General features: G+C 62.2%; 11 protein-coding genes. 9 read left to right on the forward strand and 2 right to left on the reverse strand.

The window, feature by feature from the left end:
• Positions 1-51: 51 nt before the first annotated feature.
• The gene (gene yiaY, locus ACVWZ5_RS00410; protein WP_084942384.1) at positions 52-1200 is read right to left on the reverse strand and encodes an L-threonine dehydrogenase; all 1149 of its coding nucleotides are present in this window, start codon (positions 1198-1200) and stop codon (positions 52-54) included.
• A 286-nt stretch (positions 1201-1486) separates the two neighbouring features.
• Here yiaY and ACVWZ5_RS00415 point away from each other — a divergent pair, with 286 nt between their 5' ends.
• From ACVWZ5_RS00415 to ACVWZ5_RS00450, 8 genes are all read left to right on the forward strand, one after another.
• Positions 1487-3592: a type VI secretion system Vgr family protein gene (locus ACVWZ5_RS00415; protein ID WP_084942383.1), complete on the forward strand. Its 2106-nt coding sequence runs from the start codon at positions 1487-1489 to the stop codon at positions 3590-3592.
• Positions 3589-4161 carry a DUF4123 domain-containing protein gene (locus ACVWZ5_RS00420; RefSeq protein ID WP_457340275.1) on the forward strand — a complete coding sequence of 191 codons (573 nt, stop codon included), beginning with the start codon at positions 3589-3591 and terminating at the stop codon, positions 4159-4161. The genes ACVWZ5_RS00415 and ACVWZ5_RS00420 overlap by 4 nt, the downstream gene beginning before the upstream one ends.
• Positions 4158-4997, forward strand: a complete 840-nt coding sequence (locus ACVWZ5_RS00425; protein ID WP_457340276.1) for a hypothetical protein — start codon at positions 4158-4160, stop codon at positions 4995-4997. The genes ACVWZ5_RS00420 and ACVWZ5_RS00425 overlap by 4 nt, the downstream gene beginning before the upstream one ends.
• Positions 4990-6864: a hypothetical protein gene (locus tag ACVWZ5_RS00430; RefSeq protein ID WP_457340277.1), complete on the forward strand. Its 1875-nt coding sequence runs from the start codon at positions 4990-4992 to the stop codon at positions 6862-6864. Before ACVWZ5_RS00425 ends, ACVWZ5_RS00430 begins: the two co-directional genes overlap by 8 nt.
• 4 nt (positions 6865-6868) lie before the next feature.
• A complete protein-coding gene (locus ACVWZ5_RS00435; protein ID WP_260269850.1) occupies positions 6869-7792 on the forward strand; it encodes a hypothetical protein in 924 nt (307 codons plus the stop codon).
• A 74-nt stretch (positions 7793-7866) separates the two neighbouring features.
• Positions 7867-8373, forward strand: coding sequence for a hypothetical protein (locus tag ACVWZ5_RS00440; RefSeq protein WP_457340278.1), 507 nt, complete (start codon positions 7867-7869; stop codon positions 8371-8373).
• A gap of 2 nt (positions 8374-8375) precedes the next feature.
• Complete coding sequence (locus ACVWZ5_RS00445; protein ID WP_457340279.1) at positions 8376-9314, forward strand: hypothetical protein; 939 nt, start codon at positions 8376-8378, stop codon at positions 9312-9314.
• Positions 9315-9317: 3 nt separating this feature from the next.
• Positions 9318-9587: a PAAR domain-containing protein gene (locus ACVWZ5_RS00450; RefSeq protein WP_258802013.1), complete on the forward strand. Its 270-nt coding sequence runs from the start codon at positions 9318-9320 to the stop codon at positions 9585-9587.
• A 117-nt stretch (positions 9588-9704) separates the two neighbouring features.
• On the opposite strand, the gene ilvA is transcribed toward ACVWZ5_RS00450, so the two are convergent.
• On the reverse strand, positions 9705-11267 hold the full coding sequence (gene ilvA, locus ACVWZ5_RS00455; protein WP_457340280.1) for a threonine ammonia-lyase, biosynthetic: 1563 nt from the start codon (positions 11265-11267) through the stop codon (positions 9705-9707).
• A gap of 350 nt (positions 11268-11617) precedes the next feature.
• On the opposite strand from ilvA, the gene ACVWZ5_RS00460 reads away from it, so the two are divergent.
• Positions 11618-12619: a FecR family protein gene (locus ACVWZ5_RS00460; RefSeq protein WP_258802011.1), complete on the forward strand. Its 1002-nt coding sequence runs from the start codon at positions 11618-11620 to the stop codon at positions 12617-12619.
• Positions 12620-12626 lie beyond the last annotated feature (7 nt).

Raw genomic sequence — 12626 nt, forward strand, 5'->3', positions numbered from 1 at the left:
CCGATTTGCACAGCCCTCGTGGGAGCGGGCTTGTCCTGCGATGACGCCGGGCTAGAACGCCGCCTTGAAGATCGCCTCGATCTCCACCTGGCTGGCCACCCGCGGATTGGTCAGCCCGCAGGCATCCTTCAACGCATTGGCCGCCAGCACCGGCACATCCTCGACCTTGGCCCCCAGCTCCGCCAACCCGGCCGGTATGCCGATGGCCGCCGCCAGGTGCTCGATGGCCGAGATCGCCGCCCCGGCGCCCTGCTCCGCGTCCAGCCCGCAGACCTTCACCCCCATGGCCTTGGCCACGTCACGCAGGCGCGCGGCGCTGACCTTGGCGTTGAAGCGTTGCACATGGGGCAGCAGCACCGCGTTGCACACGCCATGGGGCAGGTCATAGAAGCCGCCCAGCTGGTGCGCCATGGCGTGCACGTAGCCCAGCGAGGCGTTGTTGAAGGCCATGCCTGCCAGGAACTGGGCATAAGCCATGTTCTCCCGCGCCACCAGGTCGCCGCCGTCGGCAACCGCCTGGCGCAGGTTGTCGCTGATCAGGCTCACGGCCTTGAGCGCGCAGGCGTCGGTGATCGGCGTGGCGGCGGTGGAGACATAGGCCTCGATGGCGTGGGTCAGCGCATCCATGCCGGTGGCGGCGGTGAGGCCCTTGGGCATGCCGACCATCAGCGCGGGGTCGTTGACCGACAGGATCGGCGTGACGTTGCGGTCGACGATGGCCATTTTCACATGGCGCGCCTCGTCGGTGATGATGCAGAAGCGGGTCATCTCGCTGGCGGTGCCCGCCGTGGTATTGATCGCGATCAGCGGCAGCTGCGGCTTGGCCGAGCGATCCACACCTTCGTAATCGCTGATATGCCCACCGTTGGTGGCGCACAGGGCGATGCCCTTGGCGCAGTCATGGGGCGAGCCGCCCCCCAGCGAGACCACGCAGTCGCAGCCCTCGCGACGCAGCATTGCCAGGCCGGCCTCGACGTTGGCGATGCTCGGGTTGGGCTTGGCGCCGTCGAACACCCGCGAATCGATGTCGCGCATGGCCAGCATCCCGGCGATGCGCTCGGCGACGCCGGCCTTGGCCAGCCCGGCATCAGTGACGATCAATGCCTTGCGCAGGCCGTAGCCGGCGATCGCGGTCATCGCCTCGTCCAGGCAGTCGATGCCCATGATGTTCACGGCGGGGATGAAGAACGTGGTGCTCATGGCCGGGGTCCTCTCAAGCGAATGGTAGAGCTTGAGCATCTGCCTGAACGCGCTGTGCGGCGTTGATCCAGGGCAAGTCTTGCCTCGCAAGCACAGACGCCTGGTTGAAATAGCCTGGAAGCGGGCGTGATGCCCTGCTGCCCCCTGCAATCAGCGAACTTTCCCACGCATCACAAGGAAAGTACTGGCAAGACGTTCGCTTTCCAGCCCTTTACGGTGCCCATGTCTTGCAACCGAACGCCCCTGTACGCACAGCGGCGCGACAAGAACCGGACGAGGGCCGTCAATGCCAATCCAATCCGACCTGCGCTACAGCTTCCAGCCTTTGGTTGGCAACGCTGAATTCGAAGTGGTGTCGTTCGAACTCCGCGAGGGCGTCAGCACGCCCTTCACGCTGGAACTGACCCTCATCAGCTTCGAAAACGATATCGACTTCGGCCATCTGCTCGACAAGCCTGTGCTCTTCACCCTCTGGGAAGGCGAACGCCCGGTGCGCTACGTGCACGGTCTGGTCAGCCGTTTCAGCCAGGCTGAAAGTGGCTTTTACCGCACCTACTACCACGCGCTGATCGAACCACAGCTGGCCCGTGCCAACCTGCGCTCGAACTGGCGCATCTTCCAACAGAAGACCGTGCCGCAAATTCTCGAGCTGATGCTCAAGCGCCAGGGCATCGAGCAGTATGAACTGCGCAGCAGCATGGACCACCAGGTCCGCGAGTTCTGCGTTCAAGCCGGCGAGACGGACCTGGCGTTCATCGCTCGCCTTGCTGCCGAAGAAGGCTTCGTCTATCGCTTCGCCCACAGCGAAAAGCTACACAAGTTGATCATCACTGACCGGCTGCAATCACTGGGGTTGATCAGTCATGGGGCCATCAAGGCCGAAAATGAAGACGAAGGTTTCTTTGATGGCGATGAGCCGGTAGATCCCAACACCGTCCTGTATCAATCCAACAGCGGTGGCGACCAGCCAATGCCTTGTCTGCGCCGCTTGAACTACAGCGAACAGGTACGCACGGCACGCCAGGTTCAGCGCGACCACACCTTTACCAACCCAGCTTACCGCCAGGAGCACAGAGCCTCCGGCCCCTTCTTGGAGCATCAATCCACCGAATACGAGTACTTCGACTATCCAGGCCGCTACAAGCGCGATGTCGTAGGTAAACCGTTCACTGAAAACCGCATCACTGCGCTGCGTCACGATGTGCGTGTTGCAGAGGTTGAGGGTGACGATGTTCGCCTGCAACCGGGCCTCAGCTTCAACCTGGCAGGTCACCCACGTGACGATCTCAACACCCATTGGCGAGTGAAATCGGTCAGGCACAAAGGCAGCCAGTTCACCAGCCTGCAAGAAGAAGCCGTTGGCGTCGATCAAAGCACGCGCTACGAGCAGACCGCAGTATTGGTGCCCGGTCGAACTGAGTGGCGCCCTGCTCCCCTGGAAAAGCCACAGGTAGACGGGCCGCACATGGCCACCGTTGTTGGCCCGCCCGGCGAGGAAATCTATTGCGATGAGTGGGGCCGGGTGAAAGTCAGTTTTCCCTGGGATCGCGAGACCCAGAACAACGAGTTCAGTTCCTGCTGGGTGCGCGTCTCCCAGAGCTGGGCCGGGGGCAGTTGGGGGGCCATGGCCATCCCGCGGATCGGCCAGGACGTGATCATCCAGTACGTCAATGGCGACCCCGACCAGCCGATGATCACCGGGCGCACCTACTGTGGCAACCAGCTGCCGCCCTACGAGCTGCCCAAGCACCGCACGCGCATGACCATCAAGAGCAAGACCCACAAGGGCCAAGGCTTCAACGAGCTGCGTTTCGAAGATGAGCTGGGGCAAGAGGAAGTGTTCATCCATGCGCAGAAGGACCTCAACACCAAGATCCTTCACGATGAAAGCCACACCGTGGGCAACGATCGCACCCTCTCCACCGGCCGAGACAGCAGCACCTGCATTGCCCGCGACGCGACACTCAGCACCGGTCGCGACCGCCGCGACCATGTGCGCCAGGACTGCTTCACCGACATCGACCGCAACCTGGTGCACACCATCGGCAACGCCTGCAGCGAGACGATCGGCAGCGACCACCACCTGAGCATCGGGCGTGACCAGACGCTGATCATCGAGGGCACCCAGACCCTCGAGGTCCGCACGGCCCAGCGCCTGCTGACACCGTCGTACATGCTGCAGGGCACCGAGCGAATCCATATCCGCGGCCCCGCCGGCAAGATCATCCTGGACGCCGACGGCATCACCCTCGAAGCCCCCAACATCCGCTTCAAGGGCAACGTCACCTACCATCCCCCGGTCCAGGCCCAGGTCGAAGCCATCGAAGCGGCAATCCGTGAAGGGACACCGCTAATCGAGGAATGCCCATTTGCCGGGGAGGATGACGCATGAGCCTGCACCGGCAACTGAGCGAGGCCGGTGCGCCAGTCAGCGCCGAACAGCCTCTGTACCTGCTGGCGGAGGCCTGCGCCGTGCCTGGCCTGCCGGGGCGGCTCGAGTTCCATGGCGCGCATTACCAATACCTCTGGCATTTGCACCTGCGCCCAGGCCTGGAAAACCATGCGCCACTGCTCCTGCAGGTGTCACCCGGCACGGACCTCGATACCTGGCTCGCAAGCCGACAGGCGACGTTCGCCTGCTCCGTGGTCCAGAGCACCCTGCCGCTCGCGGAACTGGCATCGCACTTTCGGCGTTTCGGCAAAGTGCAACAGGGTAGACAGCGTTACCTCCTGCGCCTTGGCGATCCCGCTTCGCTGCACCTGTATGTGGCCTCGTTGGCGCAACAACCGCAGGCCCTGGCAGACCTGTTCGCCCATGGCCGCATACGCCAGCTGTATTTCCATGTCCCCCAGACAGGCCTGGTACAAGGCGTTCAACCCTTGTTCGAACAAACCGCTCAAGACTGCGAACAGGACGGCTGCCTGGCCTGGCTGGCACCGTCCGGGGAGGTCGCCCGGTGAAACTGCCCACCCTCGACCTCGACGCCCTGACCACGGCCTCCCGGCAAAACGCCAATCGCCAGCTTGTCCGTTACCTGAAGGAGCACTTCGATGCGCTGGCGCATCTACCCATCACCCAGGAGCGTCTTCCCCACCTGATCGACCAGGCGGGCAGCATCACCTGGAGCAGTGACTCCCCCGACGCCACGGAGTACGCCACGCAGACCTTGATCCACGTGCTCCTGGGGCTCGCCTGGTGGAACGACCCCAGCTGCCAGCCACTGTGCTCGCTGCTTGAAGTTGATGGGCTGCACCATGACCAACGACTGCACCTGCTGACCGCGCAGGCGATTGCCCAGGGCAAGCGCCAGCAGGCTGTGCTGCCCGGCATGCTTGCCGTCCTCCTCGACCTGCTGGGCTGGCATGACGACACCTGGGAGATGGATCGGCTCTGGGACACGCTGGCCCGGCTCATGACCCGCCGAGGCCTGGCGCTGGAGACGCACGAGAAGATCTACCGCACCTACGAAACGGATGCCTGTGAGCGCTATGGCCTGCCGCCCCTGGTCCATCGCGAGCTCAATGGCCAGGAAGTGCTCGCCTACCGTCATTACGGCTGGCGCATCCCGAAGCTCTCCGATGCATTGACAAAACAGCCCGCTCTGCAACGTAGCCAAATAGTGCAGCACATCCTGCTGGCGATCGTGTTCGGCCGCGCCTTCTTCCTCAGCGCAGCGTTCACCGAGTGGATGGCGGCACTGGACCAGCAAACATCCTCCAGGGAAAGACGCGCCACGCTGGCCGGGCTACTGACGACTTATCAACGCACGCTGGTGGAGGTCGTGCCCCATGCCTGAAACAGCTATTTCATCCCTGGACAAGATCTACCAGGACGTTCTCGACGGCAACCTGCCCAAGCCCGTCGAGCTGTGCATTCCCTGCACCCTCCCCGGCGCGATGTTCTCCCTCGAGGGCAACGAGGGCTGCGACTTCCTGCTGGGCATTCCACGCCAGGGCGTCGGCCCCGCCTGGTTCCGCGACAACCCGTGGATCCGCGACACGGCCCGCAACCATCGCGACACCTTTCTGCAGCAGGTCCTGGAGCAGGCCGGCAGCACCTACGGCGATGCCTGGCTCGCCGAGTTCCATGCCTTCGCCGCCCGCGAAAAACTGCAGTTGGTCTGCGTCGACGAGCAGATGCGCCTGGACGACCTGGCGCCGCCCGTGCTCGACCACATGGGCGTGCGCACCCACCAGGGCATGGGCTTCGAACTGCACAGCAATTTCTTCTTCGCCGACCACAGCATCTACTTCGCCACCTTCACCCACGCCCGCTGGTCCGAAACACCTCGCGAGGAGTACCTGGACGACCAGGGCGAACGGCACATCAGCCCGCCCTACACCTGGCATTCGCCCAGCGGCCTCTACCCCGTCGACCAGGCCTGCACGCAACTGGCCGCCCACTTCGCCGAGGCCAAGGCCAGGTCGCGCACCTGGGAGGGCGTCAAGGGCGCCGCCGAACTCGCCCTCGGCCTGCTGGCCACGGTACCGGTGGTGCGCGGCATTCGCGGCGGCGTCAGCACCGGGCGTTACGCCTTCCTCGCCCTGGAGGGCGCCCTGGCCGCCGACGCCATGGTCGACGGCAGCAGCCGCATGATCACCGGCGAAGGCCTGAGTATCGGCGAAGCGTTCTTCACCGAGCTGGCCAGCCTGGCCAACCCCACCACCGCCGAGGCCCGGGGCAAGCAGGTATTCATGGCCATCAACCTGGCCCTGCTGCTGCCCAACGCCCTGGGCGGCGCGCGCTGGTTGATGCACAAGCTGCGGCCCGGCAGCGTCACCACGGTGCGCCTGGACAACGCCGCACTGACCGAGGAACAGGTACGCCGCCTGGGCCGGCGTGAGGCCGGCGAGGTCAGCGTGCTCGAGACCCGCATCGACCGCCCGGCCCGCGACGGCGGGCTGGCGGTGCACGCCAGCGAGCTGCACGCCATCGACCGCAACGCCAGCCGGATAGCGCTGGAGGTGGTCGGCGGGCGTGCCGACTACGCCTACATGGCCACGACAATGCGCGACCGCCTGGTGGCGCTGATCAGCCACGCCGTCGGGCCGGTGCGCATGGGCGGCGGCCTGACCCGGGTGGTGGCCAACGCGGGCGAAGAGGCACTGGCCGCGGCGCTGGTCAGCCACTGGAAGGTCAAGCCGGAGAACATCCTAGGCATGAGCACCCATCCCTCGCGAGCCAGCCAGTTCGGTTTGAAGAACAAGAGCGACCAGGGCATCGACATGCTGGTCTACGTGCCGCCACCGCCATCGATGAGCGTGCGCAATCCGACGAACCAACAGATGCGGCATCACATCGATGGGATCAAGGGGGTGGCGCCGATGGAAGAGTTGCAGTTTGCCGAGGGGACGTTGTTGGTGATCGAGGTGAAGACGACGTTGGGGAAGACCAAGACGCCGGGGTTTCTAAAGACGCAGGCAGTCGGAGGATCGGAAAATTTACGGCGTATCCAAGGGCTAATCACAAGGCAACATCAGGGTTGGACAATTGACAACCTAAGGAAAGCAGACCCTGAATTCGCTTCCAAACTGCAGGCTGTTGAGAATGGCCTACTTGACGAGAAACTCTCCTTCCTGCACGCACAGGTATTTTTCAACCCCAATGGCCAACCAAACACCTTGGTTGGCAACCCCACTGGCATTCAGATAAACAACTGGTAACTTCATGAACCGTCTAAGAAAAAGCTTAGCCACATTACCCTCCTGGGCTTTGAGCGAACTCCCACTAAACCATGAGAATATTGAATCCTATCTAAATGGAACAGGCTCCATTGGAAGGGCTGCAAACGAGATTTTCAAACATGGAATGACCGAAATAGGTAGAGTTTTCAGAACACCATCCAACCCTCCACAGTCAGCAGCATCCAGAAGGCTTGCACTGGGATTCACAAATCTATTAATAGCTGACTCCATACTAATCAAACGACTTAAGCATACCCAAAATGTCTCCTTTGAGACCCTGGATGGTATTGTACAAGTCATGTTTGGCGTGCTAGCTACTGGCGATATCAGTTTGATTGCCCCATTCCACAGCACCGTACTTTCCGGATTGGAAAATGGTTATGGTGTTCGGGACGGTCATACTCCTCCTATTGGTACTACTCTACGTTATGCAGCCTTTGGCCTGACCATCATTGGCGACTGGCTGGGTAAACCACTGGATCTCGACAAGCATGCCCTACCCCGTGATCCAGCCTGGGGCCAACTGGTTGCCCATTGGCGCGAGCCCGATCCAGAGAAACTGCTGCCTATTCTGATGGCAGCCTGCGATACCCATATCGAGCGCATTGCACTCAACTCCCGCGAGCTTGATTCAGGTAACTTCGAATTCGGCTCTCCTTTCGAAGCCGTCTACCCCGCCGAGATTCTCGCCATCCTGAATCTGCGGAGATCACTGAAGCTGCCTAATCCCTTCATCGATCACCCATTGATGACAACCCCCTATGCGGCGCTTACCTGCCCGCCGGGCACCCGACTTGAAAGGGATGAGTTGCTGGAGCGCTTTCTGATCGCTGTCTGCAAATACAACCCGGAGGCCATGCCAGAGGGGCTCTACGAAGCAGTACTGCAGAAGCCGCCATTGGGTTGAGCCCAGCAATCGTCCCATACGTCCATGGAGCACTGGTCAGCCACTGGAAAGTCAAGCCGGAGAACATCCTCGGCATGAGCACCCATCCCTCACGAGCCAGCCAGTTCGGTTTGAAGAACAAGAGCGACCAGGGCATCGACATGCTGGTCTACGTGCCGCCACCGCCATCGATGAGCGTGCGCAACCCGACGAACCAGCAGATGCGGCATCACATCGATGGGATCAAGGGGGTGGCGCCGATGGAAGAGTTGCAGTTTGCCGAGGGGACGTTGTTGGTGATCGAGGTGAAGACGACGTTGGGGAAAACCAAGACGCCGGGGTTTCTAAAGACCCAACAAAACGGTGGAAAAGCCAATATCAGGAGAATTCAGCGGCTTATTGAGAAAAAAACCCAAGGATGGGATCCCCATAAACTAATCAACTCAGACCCAAACGTCATAGACAAAATTGACGCCATCAACACTGCATTCAACGATAGAAAAATATCCTATATGCACGCCCAAGTATTTTTCGACGCACAGGGTTCCCTGAGCAAACTAACAAATAACATGACAGGCATTCAAATCAACCACCGGAACTAAAAATGACAAAAAATATATCTGTACGCCTTCAAAAAAACATTGATAACATTTCCTCTTGGGGAATGAACAGCTTCCCAGCCAGGGAACATTTGATCATTGATTATGCTAATGGAGCCGAAAACTTCCACAAAGCAAGCCAGCAGTTATTTGCAATAGGCATGACTGAATTAGGGAGCACCCTAGCATCAGCCACAATCAAGCAACACTTTTCGACCAGAATGGAGTTCGCCAATGCAATCATAAAAATGCTTACCGCAGACACAATTCGAACACATAAACTTAAAGACACTCAAGAGTTAGGTCTTGCAACACTGGATGACCTTACCCACCTCATGCTTTGTACACTGGCTTGTGGCCAGTTCAACTTAATTCACCCAGTTCATCAGACTGTCTTCGCAGGTCTTAGGCATGGCTATGGAGTAAGTGATGGACACGATCTCCCTATCGGCACCACACTACGTTACGCCGCCTTCGGTCTGGCAATCATTGGCGACTGGCTGGGCAAACCACTGGACCTCGACAAACACGCCCTGCCCCGTGATCCAGCCTGGGGCCAACTGGTTGCCCACTGGCGCGAGCCCGATCCAGAGAAACTGCTGCCTATTCTGATGGCAGCCTGCGACACCCATGTCGAGCGCATCGCCCTCAACTCCCGCGAACTTGATTCAGGTAACTTCGAATTCGGCTCTCCCTTCGAGGCCGTCTACCCTGCCGAGATTCTCGCCATCCTGAACCTGCGACGATCACTGAAGCTGGCCAATCCCTTCATCGATCACCCATTGATGACAACCCCCTATGCAGCACTCACCTGCCCGCCAGGCACCCGACTGGAAAAAGACGAGTTGCTGGAGCGTTTTATGGCTGCTGTCTGCAAATACGATCCACAAGCCATGCCGGAAGGACTTTACCAAGCCGTCATGCACACGACCGAGGAGCCTTGAGCCATGGCCCGACACGGCGCGATTCGCAAGGGTGACCGTCATAGCGGTGGCGGTCGGATGATCGAGGGCCGCGGTGTACTGATCAATGGTGTGCCGCAATGTGTGCTCGGTGATCGCGCAGCCTGCCCGCTGCACGGGGGGGAGTTCGCGCTGGTATCCAGCGCTGACAACACCGTGCTGTTCAACGACATCCCCTTGGTGTTCGAACCTGCGCAGCTGGCGTGTGGCTGCAGCGTTCTGTCTTCCTGCAGGCCGGGCAATGCCAGAGCGTAAGCCAACCTGGAGAGGTTGACTGGCAGTGCCGACGCCATCGCGGGGCAAGCCCGCTCCCACGCTGGTGTGTGCAGCGCTGGGAGCTGTAGAGCGTCAGCACCGCCAGTGGCGGCATGTTTACCCCATGAACAGCCGATACGCCGGGTTCTCCGTCTCGTCCCAGTACTGATAGCCCATCTCGTCAAGCGCCCGCGGCAGCCCGGCCAGTTCGTCGCCCGGCACCTCCAGCCCGGCGAACACCCGCGCCTGTGCCGCGCCGTGGTTGCGGTAGTGGAACAGGCTGATGTTCCAGCGCTTGCCCAGGCGTTCGAGAAAGCCCAGCAGCGCCCCGGGACGCTCGGGGAACTCGAAGCGCAATACCCGCTCGCCGGCGCCCGGCGCCGCGTGGCCGCCGACGGTGTGGCGCACGTGCAGCTTGGCCAGTTCGTTGTCGGTCAGGTCGAGCACCTGGTAGCCCTGCTCGTGCAGGCTGGCCAGCAGTTGCTCCCGTGGGTCGTGCTGGGGGTGGGTCTGCACGCCGACGAACAGGCGCGCCTCCTTGCCCGGATAGTAGCGGTAGTTGAACTCGGTGATCTGGCGCTTGCCCAGGGCCAGGCAGAAGGCACGGAAGCTGCCGGGGCGCTCGGGGATGGTCACGGCGATGATCGCCTCGCGCTGCTCGCCCAGTTCGGCGCGCTCGGCGACATGGCGCAGGCGGTCGAAGTTGACGTTGGCGCCGGAGTCGATGGCCACCAGGGCTTGGCCCTGCAGGCCCTCGCGGGCCACGTAGCGCTTGATGCCGGCCACGGCCAGGGCGCCGGAGGGTTCGGTGATCGAGCGGGTGTCGTCATAGATGTCCTTGATCGCCGCGCACAGCTCGTCGCTGCTGACCGTCACCACCTCGTCGACGAAGTGGCGGCACAGCTCGAAGCAGTGCGCGCCGATCTGCGCCACCGCCACGCCGTCGGCGAAAGTACCGACCTGCGGCAGGATCACCCGCTCGCCGGCGGCCATGGCGGCCTGCAGGCAGTTGGAGTCCTCCGGCTCGACGCCGATCACCTTGACCTCGGGGCGCAGGTACTTGACGTAGGCGGCGATGCCGGCGATCAGGCCGCCGCCGCCGACCGGGACGAAGATCGCATGCAGCGGGCCGGGGTGCTGGCGAAGGATCTCCATGGCCACGGTGCCCTGCCCGGCGATGACGTCAGGATCGTCGAACGGGGGCACGAAGGTAGCGCCGTCGCGATCGGCCAGTTGCAGGGCATGGGCCAGGGCGTGGGGGAAGCTTTCGCCGTGCAGCACCACATGGCCACCCCGTGAACGCACGCCTTCGACCTTGAGCGAGGGGGTGGTGGTGGGCATGACGATGGTGGTCTTGATGCCCAGGTGCGAGCCGGCCAGGGCCACGCCCTGGGCATGATTGCCGGCCGACGCGGTGATGACGCCGCGTTCGCGCTGGGCGCAAGTCAGGCGCGACAGCCGGGTGTAGGCGCCGCGGATCTTGAAGGAGAACGTCGGTTGCAGGTCTTCGCGCTTGAGCAGGACCTGGTTGCCCAGGCTGGCCGACAGGGCCGGCGCCGCTTGCAAGGGGGTTTCGATGGCCAGGTCGTACACCGGGGCCGAAAGAATCCGGCGCACTTGCTCGGACAGCAGTTGCCGGGGCGTTGCCGGGGTACGCAGGGTGGCGCTGAAACTGGTCATCGATGACTCCTGGTTTTTTTGTAGTGCCCAGGAGTCAGAGAGAAGAAACCCGCCTCCAGGGCGGGTTCAGTGCATGTGTGCGCTAGCCCGCCAAACTGATAATGGCGGTAATAATGCTGAGGGCGCGACGCTGCGGGAATAGGTTCATGGAGTGGGAAATTAGCGTGTGGCGTGAGAAGAAGTCAAGGCTTGGTGCTACCGCCCTTGTCTTCCCACGTAGCCCTGCCCTGTTGTAGATGAAACACAACCGCAGATACGACGAAAAACTACACAATTGATAGTCATTCGCCATTAACTCGTTCTCGGAAGCACCCGCCCGGGGGTAGAATGCCGCAAAACCGGGAGCCGCGATGAACCAGGACCGCCACATTCCAAGCGAAGAAGATGCCATCACCGATGCCGCCGCGCATTGGTGCATGCGCCTGCACGCCGACGATTGCACGGCGGTAGAGCGCGAGGCGTTCGGCCAGTGGTTGGCGAGCGATCCGCGGCATGCCGAGGAATACCAGGCGATGCTGGAGATCTGGGACACCGCCGACCTGCTGCCGCGCAGCGCCCAGGTGATCCCGCTACCGACCCGGCCAGCGGCGCCGACGCGCCACTGGCGGCCGTTCGCCTCGGCCGCCGCCATCGCCCTGCTCGCCCTGCCCCTGGCAGGCTGGGTCGGCTGGGAGCAGGGCTGGCTGCCCAACGGCTACCAGCACTTCGAAGCCACCGACCATCTGCGCCAGGTACGTCTGAGCGACGGCAGCAGCGTCGAACTGAACCTCCACAGCGAACTGCGTTTCCTCAACTACAAGGACGAGCGCAAGGTTACCCTGGTCAAGGGCGAGGCGTTCTTCAAGGTTACCCACGACAGCAGTCACCCGTTCATCGTCCACGCCGCCAACGGCCAGACCCGTGTCACCGGGACCCAGTTCAACGTGTGGAAGTACGAGGACCAGGTCAAGGTGACGCTGGTGGAAGGCTCGGTGCTGGTCAGCGCCAGCGGCAACGCCGGCGGCTATCGCCTTGGCCCGGGCATGCAGGCCAGCTACCACAAGGGCGATTTCGAACCAGAGCTGAACCAGAGTGACGACTACGGCAACAGCCTGGCCTGGCGCAGCGGCAAGCTGGTGCTGGACAACCTCAGCCTCGGCCAGGCGCTGCCGGTGATCAACCGCTACCTGGACAAGCCGCTCATGCTGGCCGACGACAGCACCGCCAGCATCCGTATCAGCGGCGTCTACAGTACCCGCGAGGTCGCCCGCCTGGTCGATACCCTGCCCAAGGTGCTGCCGGTGTACCTGACCCGCAGCAAGGACGGCAGCACCGTCCTCAACCGCATCGTCCCCGCGCCGACCCGCGGCTGAAACCCCG

Source organism: Pseudomonas sp. TE6283 (assembly GCF_054060555.1).

Excerpts from the sequence above, each read along its gene's own strand:
- ACVWZ5_RS00445 (WP_457340279.1), top strand. The coding sequence starts at position 8,376 with ATGACAAAAAATATATCTGTACGCCTTCAAAAAAACATTGATAACATT.
- ilvA (WP_457340280.1), bottom strand. The coding sequence starts at position 11,267 with ATGACCAGTTTCAGCGCCACCCTGCGTACCCCGGCAACGCCCCGGCAA.
- yiaY (WP_084942384.1), bottom strand. The coding sequence starts at position 1,200 with ATGAGCACCACGTTCTTCATCCCCGCCGTGAACATCATGGGCATCGAC.
- ACVWZ5_RS00450 (WP_258802013.1), top strand. The coding sequence starts at position 9,318 with ATGGCCCGACACGGCGCGATTCGCAAGGGTGACCGTCATAGCGGTGGC.
- ACVWZ5_RS00430 (WP_457340277.1), top strand. The coding sequence starts at position 4,990 with ATGCCTGAAACAGCTATTTCATCCCTGGACAAGATCTACCAGGACGTT.
- ACVWZ5_RS00435 (WP_260269850.1), top strand. The coding sequence starts at position 6,869 with ATGAACCGTCTAAGAAAAAGCTTAGCCACATTACCCTCCTGGGCTTTG.
- ACVWZ5_RS00415 (WP_084942383.1), top strand. The coding sequence starts at position 1,487 with ATGCCAATCCAATCCGACCTGCGCTACAGCTTCCAGCCTTTGGTTGGC.
- ACVWZ5_RS00460 (WP_258802011.1), top strand. The coding sequence starts at position 11,618 with ATGAACCAGGACCGCCACATTCCAAGCGAAGAAGATGCCATCACCGAT.
- ACVWZ5_RS00440 (WP_457340278.1), top strand. The coding sequence starts at position 7,867 with ATGAGCACCCATCCCTCACGAGCCAGCCAGTTCGGTTTGAAGAACAAG.
- ACVWZ5_RS00420 (WP_457340275.1), top strand. The coding sequence starts at position 3,589 with ATGAGCCTGCACCGGCAACTGAGCGAGGCCGGTGCGCCAGTCAGCGCC.